The sequence below is a fragment of the Prevotella multiformis genome (assembly GCF_018127985.1).
Taxonomy (GTDB): Bacteria; Bacteroidota; Bacteroidia; order Bacteroidales; family Bacteroidaceae; genus Prevotella; species Prevotella multiformis.
Map to the genome: position 1 here is coordinate 750,033 of NZ_CP072357.1, position 18,359 is coordinate 768,391.

Below are 18,359 nucleotides of genomic sequence, written 5' to 3' on the forward strand. Positions count from 1 at the left end.
CGGCCGCCTTCTGACCTATAATTGTTACAAGACTTAATCTTTGTTCTGACGCTTGCGCTCCAGATGGTCGAGTATAATCTTGCGCATACGGATGTTCTTCGGGGTCACTTCGACATACTCGTCGCCCTTGATATACTCCAGACACTCCTCCAGACTCATTTCCGTCTTGGGGATAACCCGCGCCTTCTCGTCTGATCCGGAAGCACGGACATTGGTCAGCTGCTTGGCCTTGGTGACGTTGATGACGAGGTCATTGTCGTGGACGTGTTCGCCGACGACCTGTCCGCCATAGACCTCTTCACCTGCATCGATGAAGAACTTGCCCCGGTCCTGCAGCTTGTCGATGGCGTAGGCATAGGCCGTACCGTTTTCAAGGGCAATCATCGAACCGTTGGTGCGGCGGACTATCTCGCCCTTGAACGGCTGGTAGTTCTTGAAGCGGTGTGCCATGATCGCCTCGCCCTGACTGGCCGTCAGCACATTGGTACGCAGGCCGATGATGCCGCGTGACGGAATCTCAAAGGTGATGTTCACACGGTCGCCTTCGGCATCCATGCCGAGCAGGTCGCCCTTGCGGCGTGTCACCATGTCGATCATCTTGCTTGAGAAGTCCGTCGGCACATTGATGGTCAGTTCCTCGATAGGCTCGCATTTCTGTCCGTCGATTTCCTTGTAGATGACCTGCGGCTGCCCTACCTGCAGCTCGTAGCCCTCACGGCGCATGGTCTCGACGAGGACGGAGAGGTGGAGCACACCGCGCCCGCTGACAATCCACTTGTCCATGGAGCCTTCTACAGGGCGGACACGCAGGGCAAGATTCTTCTCCAATTCCTTGTTCAGACGGTCGCTGATATGGCGCGATGTGCAGAACTTTCCCTCCTTGCCGAAGAAAGGAGAGTCGTTGATGGTGAAGAGCATGCTCATGGTAGGCTCGTCCACCGCAATCGGCGGCAACGGCTCCGGATTGTCGAAGTCGGCTATGGTATCACCGATTTCAAACTTCTCCAGACCGATTACGGCGCAGATGTCACCGGAATCCACATGGTCTGTCTTCTTGTGCCCCATTCCCTCGAAAGTGTGGAGTTCCTTGATCTTCGTGCGTTCCTGCGTACCGTCGCGGTGACAGATCGTGATGTTCTGTCCGTCTTTCAAAGTCCCCCGGTGTACACGGCCTACGGCGATGCGTCCTGTATAGCTTGAATAATCCAGAGAGGTGATCAGCATCTGCGGCGTTCCCTCCAGCTGCTTCGGTGCAGGGATGGCCTCAAGAATAAGGTCGAGCAGGTATTCAATGTTGTCCGTCGGCTTCTTCCAGTCTGCCCCCATCCAGCCGTTCTTGGCCGAACCGTAGACAACAGGGAAGTCCAGCTGTTCTTCCGTGGCATTGAGGTCGCACATGAGGTCGAACACCATCTCATAGACTTCTTCCGGCCGGCAGTTGGGCTTGTCAACCTTGTTGATGACAACCACCGGTTTCAGTCCGAGCTGCAAAGCCTTCTGCAGCACGAAGCGCGTCTGCGGCATCGGCCCTTCAAAAGCGTCTACCAGCAGCAGGCAGCCGTCTGCCATGTTCAGCACACGCTCTACTTCACCGCCGAAGTCGGAGTGTCCCGGCGTATCGAGAATATTGATTTTGACTCCTTTCCAGTTGATACTTACGTTCTTGCTCAGAATTGTTATCCCTCGTTCGCGCTCCAAATCGTTAGAGTCGAGAACTTCACCGCTGTTGTCCTGTCCGTCACGGAAGAGTTTACCAGCGAGCATCATCTTGTCAACCAAAGTCGTTTTGCCGTGGTCAACGTGCGCAATAACTGCGATGTTACGAATATCTTGCATTGATTTACCTTAAAAAAGCGTTCGCTAAATTACGCTGCAAAATTACGAATAAAAAATGGAAATCGCTTGTCGTTCCAATAAAAAGTTGTAACTTTGCACAGCATTTTCGGAGAGTCCGATGCATTTGAAGTCGTAACCCGTTGTGATTAAGGCGGCTAACGACGGAAAGATGTAATTGCGAAACGTATTAATCAAAACAAAATCATGTATTTGGACAAAGCTAAGAAAGAAGAGATCTTCGCACAGTACAGTAAGGAACAGAACACGACAGATACGGGTTCTGCTGAGAGCCAGATCGCACTCTTCACTTATCGTATCAAGCACCTGACCGAGCATGTAAAGAAGCACCGCAAGGACTATGTTACTACACGCTCACTGACACAGCTCGTAGGCAAGCGTCGCGCACTGCTCGACTATCTCTACGACCGTGACGTCAACCGTTACCGTGCTATTGTCAAGGCATTGGGTCTCCGCAAGTAAGATCTGCCGACAGCAAAAATAAAAAGTAGAAGAGATGAAGCGATTTCCTTTAGGCTTCTCTCTCCTACCTTTTTATTCTATACATCATCTTGCATCCGGGGTACATTGTCATTTTCTTCAAACGTTTTTTCCTGCCGCTTCCGTCACTCCTCGTAATCATATAAATTGATGATTGACAGAATGCTTACGAGGAATGAAAATGACAGCAAGAGAAAAATGAACTTATATTGTGAGAGGTGTAAAACTTCCCCTTATAGCGGATAGACTTTATCATCCCGGGCTCTGGATGCCCTCTTTATCTCTTTATTGCTTTCTTCCCATTGATGATATAAATCCCCTTTGGGAGATCTTTCCATGACTGATGAAGCCGGACACCTTGTAGAGAGAAGATGACATCTGAGGTTTTATCATCACTCTTTGAGCAGTCTATTCCTGCAGGTCCCAACTCGTTGACAGTATAAAAGACATGACGCATTGCAAGCGTATTCCACACATCCTGACGTTTTCCTTTCCGTTCGATATCTATGTGTACTTCGTAAGTGTGATTGGCTTCTAACTTAGATGCAGGGAAGGTGATACGTGTCTGGGGGGCATTATTTGCAGCATCACAAGGCAGGTATACGTTGTTGACAGCACCCAAATCAATCCACCTGCTGTTTGTCAGATCGAGCAGACGATAGTAGATGGGACCGCGATACCCATTTCTGATCCGGTATCCACTGACTCTTGAATGGACTTGCAGGCCTATCTCTTTTGTTTTGTTGAGTTCAAAGGTTGTATAGTTTGCGTCCTTACCATCCGCCAAGAAGTCAACATAATTAAATTCAATTGTACCTTCATCATTATGTGGCAGCACTTCTATCTCGAAAGGTTGCTTCATTGTAACAGGAATCAGCACGTCCGATCCATTGCGAGTGGCTCTTATGGAAAAGGTTACTTTGTAGGTTCCTATTCCCAAGGCACCGACTCTTCCGGAATTATAGTATTGTGGAAGCATATTGATGGCAAAAGAAGTGTTTCCCAGCCGCTGTGCCACAACATTTGGAGTGAGTAGAAAGCCATTGAACTCCTCGTTTGTCGCGGTATTTCTAAGTGTCATCACCAAGTCGCCGCGCACTTCTTCTCGTCCGGGGTTGTACAGGGTGAAACTGAAAGCTGCGTAATTTCCAGAGTCAAAATAGAACGGGGCAAGCAGACTTGGCGCCTTCTCCATCACAACGATGTCCTTTGGATTATTTGTTTCGACATTCACTTCGTTGTCTGTCAGCTGTACTTGCATCTCATTGGTATGGTTGACACGTGTCCATTCCCCATGCTCTTCGGTCCGTGTATCGAGCATCTCTGAGTAAACAGGTACTAAACGATAGTTTCCATTAGGAACTCCGTCGAAGTTAAAGTTGTTTACATCGAATGACATGGAAGTGAAGATGGATGCCCAAACATGGTCTGTACCTGTTGTTTGATAGACTTTTACCAGCTTGTCATTACTATCATACAGTGCAAGGCCAACCTTTCCTGTAAATACTCCCAGTTCGCCCTTAACGGAACTATATGTTCCTAATTTTTTAATCTCGGCAGTAAAGGTATCAGTTCTTGTCCCTTTTGTTTTGTCAATTGAAAAAGTCGTGGTTGCCCGAGCGTCTAATCCCCGTGGTATGTCTGGCAAAGGAGTGGCTTTCCCGTTGTTTGGATGGACACACAAGACCTGCATTTCATCCCAGAAAGAACCTGTTAACCCATATCCTTGAACATTCAGATAGACAGTGTTGATATCGAAATATCCATCGTATTCGCCTGCCCAACCCCAGTTGATGTGAATATATCCTCGTTCGTCATAGCCGTCGAAAACAAAAGCGTGGTTGCCTCCTGCAACTAAAAGAGGATACCCTTCAGATATTTCTTTCACCACCTCGTTGTGGAACTCGTTTGCAGGCAGGAAGTCTTTATCAAGGAACTTCACTGTATAATCGAATGTGTGCCGAAGGGCATTGCAGGCGTATTGCAGATTAGAGTCGCTTCCTTTGTGATAGTATCTCATCCTGACAGCTTTGCCAACATCACGCATCAGGACACCGACTGCTTGTGCTGAACGGTCTGATCGCATCTCCGCAACAGTATTCTTCATGTCATTCCACCAATAAGCTGTGCTTTTCCTTGCTTCATCTCCCGTAGTTGCTACATAGTCGGTCGGACGGTTCAGGGGCCACTTATGATAGTACATCAGCTGTGCGGTAGCTGTTGCAACGCATCCGGTAGGTGTTGTCCGGCTGCTGATAACCGGTGTGTATTTATTGAAAGGGTAGTATTGGCTCCACTTGCAAGTGAGTAATGGCTCTACTCTCCGCTTGATCGGACCCTGTGTCTGAGGTACTTGTAGAACATTGGCGCGCACAGCTTTCACTATGCGTTCATAGTCTTTTAAGAATTGGGTGACGTAAGTTGACTGACTGTTGACATCGCCCGACTTGCAATCTCCGTAAGCAACAACTTCATTCAGCCTGTTTTCGCCTGATATGATGACGAATTTCTTATCGTCAGGATTTGTAAACAGATAATATGCAGGCTGTCCATGCGTTTCTGACAAGCGTGTCCGGGGTGTGTTGACTGCAAGTTTCGGATGGTTGATATATTTGGATGCAATCTTTAAGGCCTGTTCTTTCGTAATCGGGTTGGCGTTAGCGAAAAGGATGTCTGCAAACAAAGTCAGTGCTAAAAATATCTTCTTCATTTGTTTATTCTGTTAGCCAAATCTATTGGTTTGTTATATTAAAAATCAGTTTGTAGGAATTTAGAAGCGGTTGAAAGGGTAGGCCACGTCTGCTTCTCTTTGTGTAGATAAGTTATTCTTCCCATATTTCTTTTAATGGGGTCATTACAAATTCACGTTCCTGCATGAGCGGGTGGGGAATGATAAGGTCTGGCTCATGGGTACTTAGCTTGTCATAAAGCAGGATGTCCACGTCAATGATACGGTCGGTGTATTGTGCATTGACAGTCTTCTTTGTCCTGCCCATTTCCCGTTCTATCGCCTGTGATGTCTCGAGCAGCTGACGGGGAGCGAGCGGAGTTGAGACACATACACAGGCATTGAGGAAGCGATTGGGGCTCTCGAATCCCCAAGGTTCCGTCTCATAAAAAGAAGACTGGCGCAGGACAGTGCCAATCTTCTTTCCGATCTGGTCTATCGCCTCACGCATGATTGCCCTTCTGTTGCCGAGGTTCGTACCGAGGGCTAAGTAAACAGTATGCATACTAATCGTCGAGTATCAACAGAGAGTCGCCGAAACAGCCGAACATATAACCGTTCTTCACCGCCTTGTCGTACGCCTCCATCACAAGCTCGTAACCTCCGAAGGCGGCGGTCTCCATCAACAGGGTAGAATAAGGGTGGTAGAAGTTGACCAGCATGGAATCGGCAAAGCCGAAATTATAAGGAGGAAAGATAAACTCATTCGTCCATCCGTCATACTCCTTCATCATTCCGTCCGTACCGACAGCCGTCTCCGTGGCTTTTACGACACTCGCACCGACGGCACAGAGATGATGTCCTGCCTGCTTGGCACCGTTTGCAATGCGACAGGCATCGGCATTGATGTGCATCTCCTCGGAATCCATCTTGTGTTTCGTCAGGTCTTCCACCTCGATGTCATGGAAAGTACCCAGGCCGCAATGCAGCGTGATGAAGGCCTTTTTGATTCCACGGATGTCCATCATCTTCATCATCTGTTCCGAGAAATGGATGTTGGTACCCGGTGCGGAGACGGCACCCTCATTCTTCGCAAAGACCGACTGGAAATTCTCCATGTCATCAGCCGACGCATGAGCGAACTCCGCTCCCTTCTCCTTCGGACGGTTGTCAATGATGTAACGCGGCAGCGGCGCTTCTCCCAGCGCATACAGCTCGCGCTTGAACTCATCGTGCGGACAGTCGTAGAGGAACCGTAGCGTACGGCCACGGGAGGTCGTGTTGTCGATGACTTCCGCCACCATCGTTCCCGACTCATCAAAGAAGAGCTTGTTGCCGATACGGATTTTGCGTGCGGGCTCTACCAGCACGTCCCAGAGCCGCATCTCCTGGTTCAGCTCACGGAGCAGGAACACTTCGATCTTGGCATCCGTCTTCTCTTTCGTTCCATACAGGCGGGCGGGGAACACCTTGGTATCATTGAAAATAAAGGCATCACCCTCATCGAAATAATCGAGAACATCCTTGAACCGGATGAAGTCTTCTTCTTTCGGCTCACCTTTGACATCCCCTTTGAACATATCAATCCTGCCCGACTTACGGTGGAGTATCATCAGACGGCCTTCGTCCCGGCGCGTGACCGTGAAGGTCTGCGTGCTGCCGTCGCTGCGTGTGAGCACACGGTCAGAAGAATGAGGATACAGGGCTACCTGCTCTTTCGGCAGGTTGAACTTAAACTGTGAAAGCTTCATATTTCTATAACGAGGTGTTTATTGTTATGTTCTGGGGAGTTTTACATTTTCTCTATTGTCTGCTGCCGGAGCCAGCTTTCGAACCGTTCATAGCTGATGCAGTTCTCCACCTGCACGTCTCCGACACGTGTGCGACGCAATGCCGTAAGGTATGCCCCGCTGTCCAGTGCACGCCCGAAGTCGCGTGCCAGCGCCCGGATATAGGTCCCCTTGCCGCAGACAACACGGACAGTCAGCTGCATTTTCTCCGCATCAAAGTGCAGGACCTCTATCTTGTCAATGTGGATATGCTTGGGCTTCAACACCACATCCTCACCGTTCCTGCGGTAGTCGAAAGCACGTTTCCCATCCACTTTTACAGCACTGTACGTCGGGGGGATCTGCTCGATGTCACCCACGAACCGTACCAGTGTCGCGTCTATCAGTTCCCGGGTGATGTGCTCCGTCGGGAAAGTCCCGTTCACTTCATGCTCCATGTCATAGCTGGGTGTGGTCGCACCTAGCTGGAATGTCGCCGTATATTCCTTCGTGTGCGCCTGCAAGGTCTCTATCTGCTTGGTCATCCTGCCTGTTGCAAGGATGAGTACGCCTGTCGCCAGAGGATCCAATGTACCGGCATGGCCGATTTTCACTTTCCCGTCGTTCGCCTGTGTGCAAAGGTAGCGTATGTGTGCCAGAGCCTTGAAGCTCGTAATCCCATAGGGCTTGTCAATGGGGATGATCACCCCTTCTTTGAAGTTCATCAGAATGTTATTGTAGATGGGAATCAGTCAACCATGTTCAAAGACGCACCGGAGAGCAGCATCACAAGGATGACGGCACCGACGATGATGCGGTACCAGCCGAACCATTTGAAACCGTACTTTGCCAGGAAGTTCACAAACCACTTCATCGCCAGCAGGGCGACGACAAACGACACGATGCACCCTACTGCCAGCATCGCCAGGTTATGTGCCGTAGCCCATGAGCCGTCCTCCTTCAGCAGGTCCAGCAGGTCCAGCAGTGTCGCGCCGGCCATTGTAGGAACCGCCAGAAAGAAAGAGAACTCCGCCGCACGCCTGCGTGTCAGTCCGTTCGCCATGCCGCCTACGATGGTCGCCATCGAACGGCTCGTGCCGGGAATGACCGACAGGCACTGGAACAGACCGATATTGAAGGCGCGCTTCTCATTCACCTCGTTCTCTTCCCGCCCTTTGTCGAAGATGTCGTCACAGAAAAGCATGAACACACCGCCTGCGACAAGCATCACGGCGACTACCCATACGGAGTCGAGCAGCCAGTCGAGCAGACCGCTCTTCTTTGCAGCCATCCCGATGACCACGGCCGGAAGCACGCCGACAAAGAGCAGCCAGTAAAACCGTACAGGATGGATCATCCTGAGGAAAGAAGACCGACAGTCGGCCGGGGCAGGTGTACGGTCAATCCGGAAGAACCGCCTCCAGTACAGGCATACCACAGAAAGGATGGCACCGAACTGGATAATGAAAGTGAAAGCATGGACAAAGGAGTCGCCCTGCGGAACCCCCATAAGATTCTGCGTAATGATCATGTGCCCCGTAGAAGACACTGGGAGGAACTCGGTCAGCCCTTCGACGATGGAGATGATGATAGTCTGTAAGAGCGTCATTCTGCCTCCGCGTCTTTAGCCTCTTTCGGCTGATAGAGTATTGCACCGATAATAGAGACAAACCCGATGAAAGTCACGACCGGAGCGACCTTGATGCGCTGTGCGCTGAAGATGCTCGGGTCAAACACGGTCTCTGTCGAGGAACCGCCGCTCATGAGGATGAACCCGATGACGACGATGAAGACCCCGACTGCCAACAGAATGAAGTTGGCTTTTCCGAAAGCTAAATTTCTTTTGTCCATATTTTCTTAGGCGATGACAGGTGATGAGGGGCGGCATTTTTACTTTTTCACCCTTTTACTTTTTCCTTTTTCTTTTTTCCTTTTTACTTCTGGTTCAGATCTTATACAGGTCGCCCGCCTTCATACGCAGGAACCTGTTTACCGACAGCCACGAGCAGAAAACGGCGATGAGCACGCCGAAGGCCACCATGACGACCGCCGTGATGACCAGTGCCTCCCACGACAGCATTTTCGTGATGTCCGGTTCATAATCGTAGAGGAAACAGACTCCGATGCCCAGCACGACAATGGCCAGCAGGGCGGAAACCAGTCCCTCCAGCACGGCACGCCGCAGAAACGGTGCACGGATGAAGTTCCAGGAAGCACCGACGAGTTTCATCGTGTGGATGGAGAAGCGGCGCGCATAGATACTCAACCGGATCGTATTGTTGATCAAAGAGAAGGAGACGACCGTCAGCAGCACGGCTATCACCAGCAGCACCAGACTGATTTTGCCCAGCGTGTGGTTGACGCTTTCTACCAGGCTCTGGGGATAAGTGATGTCACTCACACCACGATAGGTACGCAGCTCCTGGACAATATTCCGGATGGAGTCATTGTTGGCATAGTTGGCCTTCAACTGCACCTCGATCTCTCCGGTGAACGGATTTTCGCCGGCAAACTCGGCCGGATTGGCTCCCAGCTCCCGTGTGCCCTCTTTCAAGGCCTGCTCCTTGCTGACGAAGTTGAGACTGTTGATATAATGCAGCGTACGCACACGCTGACAGAGTGCTGCGCTCTCCTCCGTACTCATATCGGGCTGGAGAATCATCGTGATGGTGAGATTCTCCTTTACATAAGAGCTGAGATTGCGACTGGTGAAGCCTGTCAGCACGACCATACCAATCAGCATCAGTACCATTGCCGTACTGATACACAGCGTAACAACCTGCAGACTGTGATGACTGCGGGCTTTGTTTCTTCTTTTTGCCATTTCCGAAAAAGGGTATAATACACCGAAATTGATGCAAAGATACTGCAAAATAAAAGAATGGCAAAAGATTTTATAGTTTATTTAGACTTGCCAACACATTTCCATCCTCCCATCCGACAGGTGTGGTTAATTTGTCTTATCTTTGCACACACGCCCCCCGATACGGGCCTCAAACAATTCAGAAAAATGAGCACGATCATCTACCCTTCCCCCGTCTTCGGCCCTGTCCACAGCCGCCGGCTGGGCATCTCGTTAGGCATCAATCTGATGCCTGCAGACGGAAAGATATGCACCTTCGACTGCATCTACTGTGAGTGCGGTTTCAACAAAGACCATCGGACAAAGACGCCCCACCCCTCCCGGGAGGCCGTCGCCCGCGCCCTGGAAGCCAAGCTGAAAGAGATGCAGCGGCAGAACGTACACCCTGACGTGCTGACCTTTGCCGGCAACGGCGAGCCGACTTCACACCCCCACTTCGCCGAAATCATCGACGACACCATCCGCCTGCGCGACGAGTACTGCCCGAAGGCCAAGATCTCCGTCCTCAGCAACTCTACCTTTATCCATCGCCCGAAGATACACGAGGCACTGTCAAAGGTAGACAACAACATCCTGAAACTCGACACCATCGACCCGGCCTATATAAACAAGGTGGACCGTCCTGCACAGCCCTCTTACGACGTGAACCGAATCATCGCCGGCATAAAGGCCTTCAAAGGACAGGCGATCGTCCAGACCATGTTCCTGAAGGGGACGACCGAGGACGGAACCGATGTCGACAACACCTCGGAGGCCTTCGTCGCTCCATGGCTTGAGGCTGTCAGGGAGATTGCCCCCCGGGAAGTCATGATCTACACCATCGACCGTGAGACTCCCGACCAGTTTCTCCGCAAGGCAGCTCCCGAAGAGCTGAATGCCATCCGCGACCGTGTCATCGCATTGGGCATTCCCTGTACGGCATCCTATTGAGGAAGACCGGCTGTCCGGACCGGCAGGAACGTCCGCCTTACCGGGGATGTCTTCACACTTTCCGCCGCCGGATCTTCCGTGCCGCACCCTGCCAGATGCCGGGCACGCCTTATCCTCTCCATGCTCAGCAGAAACAGCTGACGAAATGAGGAAAGGAGGATAAAACGCTTTGTTTTGTCCTGAATTATTACCACCCTGTCTACACCTTGGAAGCGTGAGGACACCTCTCACCCACTGATGGAGAAGAACGATGCAGGAGAGGAGGAAACCATGTTATTTTAAAGATTGCAACCACTTATTTATCAAGTATATACACAATGGAAAGCAAGAGGTGCTTAGTTGCGTTGCAAACAAGCGTCACTTGACAGGTTATCAGGCGTTGGTTGCAATGCTGGCGGGCGTTAGTTAGAACACAGGGAGTGCCCGGTTCCTCCACAGGGTGCTGTTTCTTACATTCCTGACACGTATCATGGCACGGACAAATGAGGGCTGGGACATGAAGAAATGTAAACATATTTCTCACCATGCAGCCCCCACATACCCCTGCCGCAATCAGTACGGCCGTCCTGTAAAGCAGACCGATTCCTGCGATGGGCGGGGAAGTCCCTCCCAGACATAACCTGCATGAAAGAGACGAAGAGGAAAGGAAACAGACGGGAAAGGGCCGGCAAAGAGAATGGGGAGGGAGACGGTCCGCCGCCCGACAAGCCTTCACCGGGACACGGAGACCGGCCAGGCGACACCCTTGCGCCCGACAAAAAAAGCCGGCCTTGCGGCCAGCTTCCTTTGACTGTTTATAAGGCATGGCTCTTATATCTTGCTGATGATTCCCTCCTCTGTCCCACGCACGAAGTCTACGATGCTGCGGATTTCGGCAGAATCGGGCACCTGCTGGTCTATCTGGATGCAGGCATCAAACACGGAGGTCTGGCCATGGAACAGCAGCCGGTAGGCATTGGCAATGTGCTTCTGCACCTTCGCCTCGACCCCGGCCGCATCGCCGATAGTAGGATTCACACCATGGTACTCTACCGGACTTCCACCCGCAATGATATACGGCGGAACGTCCTTGGAGAAGGTCGTACCGGCCTGTACCACCGCATACTGTCCCACACGGGTGTTCGCCTGCTCGACGACGTTCGAGGAGATGATCGCACCCGTACCGATCCGGCAGTCTCCTGCGATCTTCGCACCATAGCCGAAGACGCAATGGTCGCCGACAACAGCGTCGTGGCTGATATGCGCTCCCTCCATCAGGAAATTGTTTGAACCGAGGACGGTTTTACAGCCGCGGTGGGTGGCACGGTTGATGACAACATTCTCACGGATGACATTGTTGTCGCCCAGGACAAGTTCGCTCTTCTCGCCTACGAAGTTGAAATCCTGCGGCAGGGCGGCCAGCACTGAACCCTGGTGAACCCTGTTCCCGTTTCCCATGCGCGTACCGTTCAGAATGCTTACAAAGGGAAAGACGATGCAGTTGTCGCCGATGACGACATCGTCCTCTATGTATACGAACGGGAATATCTTGCAGCCGTCTCCGATCTTTGCTCTCGGAGAAACCTCGGCCTTTGGACTGATTACGCTACTCATAATCTTGATTTTATTAATGATGAATTACTTGGATCCGCCGCCAAGTGCATTGTAAAGGTTTACGATCGCCTGCAGCTTCGTAAACTGCTCCTTGACCTGTGAGATCTCGGCATTGAGCAGACTCTGCTGGGCGGTGATGACCTCCAGATAGGTGCTTGAGCTTTGGGCATACAGCAGCCGGGTATCGTCGACGTTCTTCTTCAGCACACCGATCTGCTGCTCCTGAAGCTGTTCCTTCTCATGCGCCGAATTGTAAGCGACCAGGGCATTGCTGACTTCCGACCCGGCTTTGAGAATACTGTTCTGCCAGGTGTTGTAAGCCTGCCTGTACTTGTCCTGCGCCACACGCAGGCCGGCCTTCAGCTGTCCGCGCATGAAGACTGGCTGTGTGAGACTCCCCACGACACTCAGCAGCAGCTTGCCCGGGTTCACCATCCCGTTGCTGTTGGTCCAGGCCCCCGTAGGTGATATGTTCAATGCCGGATAGAAACGGCTCCGCGCTTCCTGAACGTTATAGAAGCACTGCGCCAGCGCCATCTCGTTGGCATGGACATCGGCGCGGTTGCTCAAGAGCTGTACCCCGATACCGCCGGAGAAGCTGGACGGCAGATGCTGACGGTCCAGGCTGCCGCGGGCGATGCCCTGTGCCGGTTCGCCGAGAAGCAGGCTGAGCGCATTCTCCGTCTCACGGATCTGACGGCGGATGTCGGCCGCCTGCGTCTGCACGCTGTAATAGGCCGCCTCGGCACTCTGCACGCTTGTCGAACGGGCACGGCCGTACTCCATCTGCAGCTTCATCATGTCCCACGTGTTCTTCGTCAGGCCGGACATGTCATCGACGATCTGCTGCTGACGGTCGAGCATCAGGAGCGTATAGTAGAGGTTGGCGACGTTGCAGATAAGCGTCGTCTGCACAGACACCTGATAGTCGCGCATCTGGATGAGCAGCATCTGTGCCGACTTTTTCGCCGAACGGAGCCTGCCGAAGAGATCCACATCCCAACTGGCAGAGACAGGAAGGGTGTAAGCCTGCGTCGAGGAGGCATGCGACCCGAAATGGGAAATCGTACCTGTCGGTGCGAACACCACCGACGGCAGGAAAGCCAGCTTGGAGGTCTTGACCTGCTGCTCGGCGATGTCTATGTTCAATGCAGCGTTGATCAGATCGGGGTTGTTATCGAGCGCCTTCTCGATAAGAACCTGCAGCTGCGGATCAGTGAAGACACTGCGCCACGGCAGGTTGCCGAAGTCGTTGGTGCCTTCCAGCGTCGCCTTGTCGTCAACCGGGTCACGCACAATGCCGTTCACCTTCACGTCAGGACGCTCGTAAGTGCCATAGAGGCTCCTGCAGCCTGTCAGGGACAGGGCCGCAAGAGCAATGACGTATATGTTCGTTTTCATCATGATCATACCTTTCTTATTATTCCTCAACAACATAATCGGTAGCAGGTCCCTTGGAATACTGTTCGAGTTCCTTCCTGACGTTTGCATCCGCCTCGTCATCGAAGACAAGCGGCTTGATGCGTTCCTGCAAATACTGGAAGATGGCGAACAGGGACGGAACCACGAAGACCTGACAGAGCGTGCCGATCAGCATACCGCCGACAGCGGCCGCACCCAGCGTCTGGTTGCCGTTATGTCCTACGCCGCTTGCAAACATCAGCGGCAGCAGCCCGACGACCATGGCCAGCGAGGTCATGAGGATAGGACGGAGACGCGCTCCGGCACCCAGGATAGCCGCATACCTGATGGCCATGCCTGTACGGCGGCGCTCAAGGGCAAACTCAACGATCAGGATGGCATTCTTCGCCAACAGACCGATCAGCATAATCAGAGAGATCTGCATGTAGATGTCGTTGTTGTGACCGAAGACCATCGTGAAGATGAATGCACCCGCCAGACCGAACGGAATGGAGAGGATTACCGCAAGCGGCAGGAGGTAACTTTCATACTGAGCACTCAGAATCAGGTAGACGAAGACGATACACAGCACGAAGATGATTGCGGTAGAGTTCGATGACTGCTGTTCTGATTGCGTCAGACCGGAGAACTCGTAGCTGTATCCCTGCGGCAGGACTTGCCGGGCCACTTCCTCTACCGCCTGGATAGCCTGTCCCGAAGAGTAGCCGTCGGCAGGAGTCGCATTGACGGCAATTGAGGTGAAGAGGTTGAAACGGGTGATGTTGGAGGGACCGTAGACACGGTTCAGCGTACAGAACTCACTCACAGGCGCCATCCCGGAAGCTGTCCTGACATAGATATTGCTCAGTCCGCTCTCGCTCATCCGGCTCTCGACCGTCCCCTGGATCATGACACGGTAGAGTTTGCCGTACGCATTGAAGTTAGAAGCATACAGACCGCCGTAGTAGCCCTGCAGTACGGAAAGGATAGCAGCGGGAGAGGTCCCGGCCTGCTTTGCCTTTGCCACATCCACGTCGACCATATACTGCGGATAATTAGGATTGTATGTCGTCAGCGCACGGCTGAACTCCGGACGCTTGTTCAGGGCGGCCAGATAATCCTGGGTCACCTTGAAGAACTTGTTGAGGTCGCCGCCCGTTCTGTCTTCCAGAGAGAAAGAAAGACCGTTTGACACGCCGTAACCCATGATCATCGGCGGTGCGAAGGCAATTACCTGCGTCCCCTTGATGCTGGCGGTCTGCTTGTAGATCATGCCCAGAATCATGTTGGAGGAGGCCGGGTCTATGAACAGCCCAGCGATTCCCGCACCCGAGAAGACGGACTTGATGCGGTCGAACACACCATATTCGCGCTCGGCGAAAGGCTTCAGTTTGATGATAAACGTAGACTGGTTGGAGCCCTGTCCGGCGAGGAAGTTGTAGCCTACGATCTGCTCGCGGCGCTCGATATACGGGTTACTTGCCAGCATCTTGTCAATCTGGTCGGTCACCTTCTGCGTCTCTTCCTGCGATGTTCCCGGCGGCATACTTACCATGGCGAACAGCGTTCCGGTATCTTCATCAGGCACGAGGCCGGTCTTGGTGAAGGTCATTGTCAGTACGAGTGCGATGATCCCGACCACCACGGACAGCCCGGTGATGAGCCGATGGCTGATCATCTTCTCTACCAATTTCTGATACTTGCCGTTGACCTTCTCGTACTGGACATTGAAGGCAGCATGGAAGCGGTCGATACGCGAGAGCTTCTTTCCAGCCTCCTTGCCGTGCGGTTTCAGGAAGATGGCACAGAGCGCAGGGGAAAGCGTCAAGGCGTTCAGGGCGGAGATGACGATAGACACCGCCATCGTCACACCGAACTCACGGTAGAACGTACCGGAAGTCCCCCCGATGAATGATACCGGGACGAACACGGCCGACATCACCAGGGTAATGGAGATGATCGCACCTGAGATCTCGTTCATCGCATCGATGGCGGCCGTCAGGGCACTCTTATAGCCCAGATCGAGCTTGGCATGGACCGCCTCGACCACCACGATGGCGTCATCGACCACGATGGCAATCGCCAAGAGCAAGGCCGAGAGCGTCAGCAGGTTGATGGAGAAGCCGAATACCCAGAGGAAGAAGAATGTACCGATCAGGGCCACCGGCACGGCAATCATAGGAATCAGCGTCGAACGGAAATCCTGCAAGAAGACATACACGACGAAGAACACCAGCAGCAGCGTGATGAACAATGTACGGACTACCTCCGCAATAGAAGCGAAGAGGAACTCGGTAACATCCTGCTCGATCGTCACCTTCATGCCCGGCGGCATCTGCTTCTGCGCATCCGCCAGAGCCGTCTTCACGTCATCGGCAATCTGCGTGGCATTGGATCCGGCCACCTGATTGACCATACCGATCACTGCCGGACGGTTGTTGTTCTTCATCGCGACAGAATACTGCAGACCGCCCAGCTCCACCTTCGCCACGTCACGCAGGTGAAGCGTCTGTCCGCTGGTATTGCTGGAGATGATGATGTTCCCGTATTCTTCAGCCGTCTTCAGCCGCCCTTTATAACGCATGGTGTACTCATACTTGAGGCTGCTCTGCTCGCCGAAGGAACCCGGGGCAGCTTCGATGTTCTGCTCGGCAAGGGCTGCGGAGATGTCGGAAGGCACCAGTCCGTACTGCTTCATCTTCTCCGGCCGCAGCCAGATGCGCATGGAGTAAGTCTTCACACCCGGCGTCTGGACATCACCGACACCACTGATACGCTTGAGCATCGGCACGATGTTGATGTTGTTGTAGTTCGTCAGGAACTCATCATCATACCGGCCGTCGTCCGTTGTCAGAGAGTACATGATCACGTTGGAACTCTGCCGCTTGGACACCGTCACACCCACACGCGTCACCTCGGCGGGCAACAGAGCCTGTGCCTGCGACACACGGTTCTGCACGTTGACGGCAGCCATGTCCGGATCAGTCCCCTGCTTGAAGTAGACCGTGATCATGGCCGAACCATTGTTCGTGGCGGTAGACTGGATATAAGTCATGTTCTCCACACCGTTGATGCTTTCCTCCAAAGGCGTGATGACGGAGTTCAGCACCGTCTGGGCATCGGCACCCTGATACGAAGTCATGATAGAGATCGTAGGAGGAGCAATATCCGGATACTGCTCGATAGGCAATGAAACCAATCCGATCGCACCCAGAAGTACGAAGAAGATGGATATAACCGTCGAGAGTACCGGCCGTTTGATAAAATTCGTAAATGTCATAATGCTTGGTTGTTAGTCACCTACTTGTCCTCTCCTTTCATAGCCTTCAGAAAGCCTGATGCAGAACTCTGGTTCTCACCGAGCTTCTCGGCTTTCTTGATGGCCTCGTCATACTGTGCCGGCGTAAGAGCCTTGATCTGTGCGCCATCCTCAAGGTTAGAGATACCCTTGCTCACAATGCGGTCCCCCATCTTCAAACCGCTCGTCACGATATAATTGACACCGTCATTCTGCGGATCGACGGTGATCTCGCTGTAATGCACCTTGTTGTCGCCGTCTACCTTATATACAAAGATCTTGTTCTGCACCTGTGCAGTTGCCTCCTGCGGCACCAGCAGCGCATGGTTGTTGTTCTTGGCTATGACGATCTGGCCGCTGCCGCCGCTCTTCAGCAGATGCTCCGGGTTGGGGAAACGGGCGATGACACTCACCGTTCCGGTTGCAGCGTCAATCACGCCGCTTGTCTTGACAATGGCCCCTTCATGCCCATACGTAGAGCCATCGGCCAGCAGCAGGCTGACACCCGGGAAAGCCTTGATGGCATTGTCCAGTCCGTTGTTCCTGCGGCTCAGATTCAATATGTCAGACTCGGTCATGGAGAAGTAAACCTCCATGGAAGATGTGTTGCTGACCGTCGTCACAGGCTGGGCGGATGACGGACTGACCAGTGCGCCCTCCTTGAAGGGAAGGCTGCCGATATAACCGGATGCCGGACTCTTCACGTAGCAGAAGCCAAGGTTATCCTTCGCCGAAGCAAGCATGGCCTGTGCCTGCCGCACGCCTGCTTCCGCCTGACGCACAGCAGCATTGGCCGATGCCACACCGCTCTGTGCCTGACGCACGGCGGCCTGTGCCGTCTCGTAGGCATTCTTCGCCGACTGCAGCTCATAGTCGCCGATCACCTTGTTGTTATAGAGGTTCTTGCTGTTGCTGTAAGTCAGCCGGGAAGTGGCTGCCTGCGCATTGGCAGAGTTCAGACTGGCATTCGCCTGCACGACACCGGCCTGTGCCTGTGCGACACTGCTCTGTGCCGAGTTCACCTGCGCCTGTGCCTGACGGACTGCAGCCTGATAGGTCGCATTGTCAATGACGAAAAGCACCTGTCCGGCACGGACATATTCACCCTCATGTACATTCAGCCTGGTGATGAAGCCGCTCACTTTCGGACGCACCTCTACGTCCTGTATGCCCTTGATGGTGGCAGGATAAGTTGTCTTCAACTGTGCATTGGATGCACCGATCGTAATCACCGGGTATTCATTACTTGTCGGAAGTCCATGCTGACCGCCGCCGCAACTGGCGAGCAACGTCACTACGGCCAGCGCAAACAGTAAGATTCTGTTATTTTTCATATTCAAATAGTTGTATATTCTCTTTTCCTTTTTATCTCAACAGGCGAAAGTCTCATCCGGACATGAAGCCCTTTTGTCCTCCACCAGAACAGGCGTGCCGAAAACTATATTACCATTAGTCAGTTTCCGATTTGCAAATATACTCATTTCTGTCGCAGACCTTTGGTGC

The 18,359-nt window shown here is 52.8% G+C and carries 14 protein-coding genes; 2 read left to right on the plus strand and 12 right to left on the minus strand.

The genetic code is table 11. The annotated features are described in order from the left end of the window. Nucleotides 1–33: 33 nt before the first annotated feature. Complete coding sequence (typA, locus tag J4864_RS03015) at nucleotides 34–1,836, minus strand: translational GTPase TypA (RefSeq protein WP_211814543.1); 1,803 nt, start codon at nucleotides 1,834–1,836, stop codon at nucleotides 34–36. Between the two features lie 204 nt (nucleotides 1,837–2,040). Between typA and rpsO the strand changes: the two genes are divergently transcribed. Then, nucleotides 2,041–2,316, plus strand: coding sequence for a 30S ribosomal protein S15 (gene rpsO / locus J4864_RS03020; protein WP_007368721.1), 276 nt, complete (start codon nucleotides 2,041–2,043; stop codon nucleotides 2,314–2,316). A gap of 295 nt (nucleotides 2,317–2,611) precedes the next feature. Here the strand turns inward: rpsO and J4864_RS03025 are convergent, their stop codons facing one another. The 7 genes from J4864_RS03025 to J4864_RS03055 form a co-directional block, all read right to left on the minus strand. Then, nucleotides 2,612–5,044, minus strand: a complete 2,433-nt coding sequence (locus tag J4864_RS03025) for a C10 family peptidase (protein WP_211814544.1) — start codon at nucleotides 5,042–5,044, stop codon at nucleotides 2,612–2,614. Nucleotides 5,045–5,156: 112 nt separating this feature from the next. Beyond that, nucleotides 5,157–5,567: a 2-amino-4-hydroxy-6-hydroxymethyldihydropteridine diphosphokinase gene (gene folK, locus J4864_RS03030; RefSeq protein ID WP_211814545.1), complete on the minus strand. Its 411-nt coding sequence runs from the start codon at nucleotides 5,565–5,567 to the stop codon at nucleotides 5,157–5,159. 1 nt (nucleotide 5,568) lies between these two features. After that, a complete protein-coding gene (locus J4864_RS03035; protein ID WP_007368724.1) occupies nucleotides 5,569–6,753 on the minus strand; it encodes an S-adenosylmethionine:tRNA ribosyltransferase-isomerase in 1,185 nt (394 codons plus the stop codon). 41 nt (nucleotides 6,754–6,794) lie between these two features. Next, nucleotides 6,795–7,496, minus strand: a complete 702-nt coding sequence (truB, locus tag J4864_RS03040) for a tRNA pseudouridine(55) synthase TruB (RefSeq protein WP_211814546.1) — start codon at nucleotides 7,494–7,496, stop codon at nucleotides 6,795–6,797. A 23-nt stretch (nucleotides 7,497–7,519) separates the two neighbouring features. Next, nucleotides 7,520–8,380: an undecaprenyl-diphosphate phosphatase gene (locus tag J4864_RS03045; protein ID WP_211814547.1), complete on the minus strand. Its 861-nt coding sequence runs from the start codon at nucleotides 8,378–8,380 to the stop codon at nucleotides 7,520–7,522. Next, the gene (locus J4864_RS03050; RefSeq protein ID WP_007368727.1) at nucleotides 8,377–8,622 is read right to left on the minus strand and encodes a DUF3098 domain-containing protein; all 246 of its coding nucleotides are present in this window, start codon (nucleotides 8,620–8,622) and stop codon (nucleotides 8,377–8,379) included. Before J4864_RS03050 ends, J4864_RS03045 begins: the two co-directional genes overlap by 4 nt. 94 nt (nucleotides 8,623–8,716) lie before the next feature. Continuing rightward, the gene (locus tag J4864_RS03055; protein WP_040554829.1) at nucleotides 8,717–9,595 is read right to left on the minus strand and encodes a cell division protein FtsX; all 879 of its coding nucleotides are present in this window, start codon (nucleotides 9,593–9,595) and stop codon (nucleotides 8,717–8,719) included. Between the two features lie 186 nt (nucleotides 9,596–9,781). Between J4864_RS03055 and J4864_RS03060 the strand changes: the two genes are divergently transcribed. After that, nucleotides 9,782–10,564, plus strand: coding sequence for a radical SAM protein (locus J4864_RS03060; protein ID WP_040554831.1), 783 nt, complete (start codon nucleotides 9,782–9,784; stop codon nucleotides 10,562–10,564). A gap of 810 nt (nucleotides 10,565–11,374) precedes the next feature. Here the strand turns inward: J4864_RS03060 and lpxA are convergent. From lpxA to J4864_RS03080, 4 genes are read right to left on the minus strand one after another with little or no spacing between them, the layout of a single operon-like run. Continuing rightward, nucleotides 11,375–12,157, minus strand: coding sequence for an acyl-ACP--UDP-N-acetylglucosamine O-acyltransferase (gene lpxA / locus J4864_RS03065; protein WP_211814548.1), 783 nt, complete (start codon nucleotides 12,155–12,157; stop codon nucleotides 11,375–11,377). Between the two features lie 24 nt (nucleotides 12,158–12,181). After that, a complete protein-coding gene (locus J4864_RS03070) occupies nucleotides 12,182–13,561 on the minus strand; it encodes an efflux transporter outer membrane subunit (protein ID WP_211814549.1) in 1,380 nt (459 codons plus the stop codon). Nucleotides 13,562–13,577: 16 nt separating this feature from the next. Next, nucleotides 13,578–16,838 carry an efflux RND transporter permease subunit gene (locus tag J4864_RS03075; protein WP_211814550.1) on the minus strand — a complete coding sequence of 1,087 codons (3,261 nt, stop codon included), beginning with the start codon at nucleotides 16,836–16,838 and terminating at the stop codon, nucleotides 13,578–13,580. A gap of 20 nt (nucleotides 16,839–16,858) precedes the next feature. After that, nucleotides 16,859–18,190 (minus strand): efflux RND transporter periplasmic adaptor subunit, encoded by a 1,332-nt coding sequence (locus J4864_RS03080; protein ID WP_211814551.1) that lies wholly within the window; start codon nucleotides 18,188–18,190, stop codon nucleotides 16,859–16,861. Between the last annotated feature and the right edge of the window lie 169 nt (nucleotides 18,191–18,359).

Bases quoted from the DNA above. Each gene is read 5' to 3' on its own strand.
- J4864_RS03080 (WP_211814551.1), bottom strand. From the start codon at position 18,190: ATGAAAAATAACAGAATCTTACTGTTTGCGCTGGCCGTAGTGACGTTG.
- J4864_RS03060 (WP_040554831.1), top strand. From the start codon at position 9,782: ATGAGCACGATCATCTACCCTTCCCCCGTCTTCGGCCCTGTCCACAGC.
- J4864_RS03045 (WP_211814547.1), bottom strand. From the start codon at position 8,380: ATGACGCTCTTACAGACTATCATCATCTCCATCGTCGAAGGGCTGACC.
- J4864_RS03050 (WP_007368727.1), bottom strand. From the start codon at position 8,622: ATGGACAAAAGAAATTTAGCTTTCGGAAAAGCCAACTTCATTCTGTTG.
- truB (WP_211814546.1), bottom strand. From the start codon at position 7,496: ATGAACTTCAAAGAAGGGGTGATCATCCCCATTGACAAGCCCTATGGG.
- J4864_RS03055 (WP_040554829.1), bottom strand. From the start codon at position 9,595: ATGGCAAAAAGAAGAAACAAAGCCCGCAGTCATCACAGTCTGCAGGTT.
- rpsO (WP_007368721.1), top strand. From the start codon at position 2,041: ATGTATTTGGACAAAGCTAAGAAAGAAGAGATCTTCGCACAGTACAGT.
- typA (WP_211814543.1), bottom strand. From the start codon at position 1,836: ATGCAAGATATTCGTAACATCGCAGTTATTGCGCACGTTGACCACGGC.
- folK (WP_211814545.1), bottom strand. From the start codon at position 5,567: ATGCATACTGTTTACTTAGCCCTCGGTACGAACCTCGGCAACAGAAGG.
- J4864_RS03025 (WP_211814544.1), bottom strand. From the start codon at position 5,044: ATGAAGAAGATATTTTTAGCACTGACTTTGTTTGCAGACATCCTTTTC.
- lpxA (WP_211814548.1), bottom strand. From the start codon at position 12,157: ATGAGTAGCGTAATCAGTCCAAAGGCCGAGGTTTCTCCGAGAGCAAAG.
- J4864_RS03035 (WP_007368724.1), bottom strand. From the start codon at position 6,753: ATGAAGCTTTCACAGTTTAAGTTCAACCTGCCGAAAGAGCAGGTAGCC.
- J4864_RS03075 (WP_211814550.1), bottom strand. From the start codon at position 16,838: ATGACATTTACGAATTTTATCAAACGGCCGGTACTCTCGACGGTTATA.
- J4864_RS03070 (WP_211814549.1), bottom strand. From the start codon at position 13,561: ATGATGAAAACGAACATATACGTCATTGCTCTTGCGGCCCTGTCCCTG.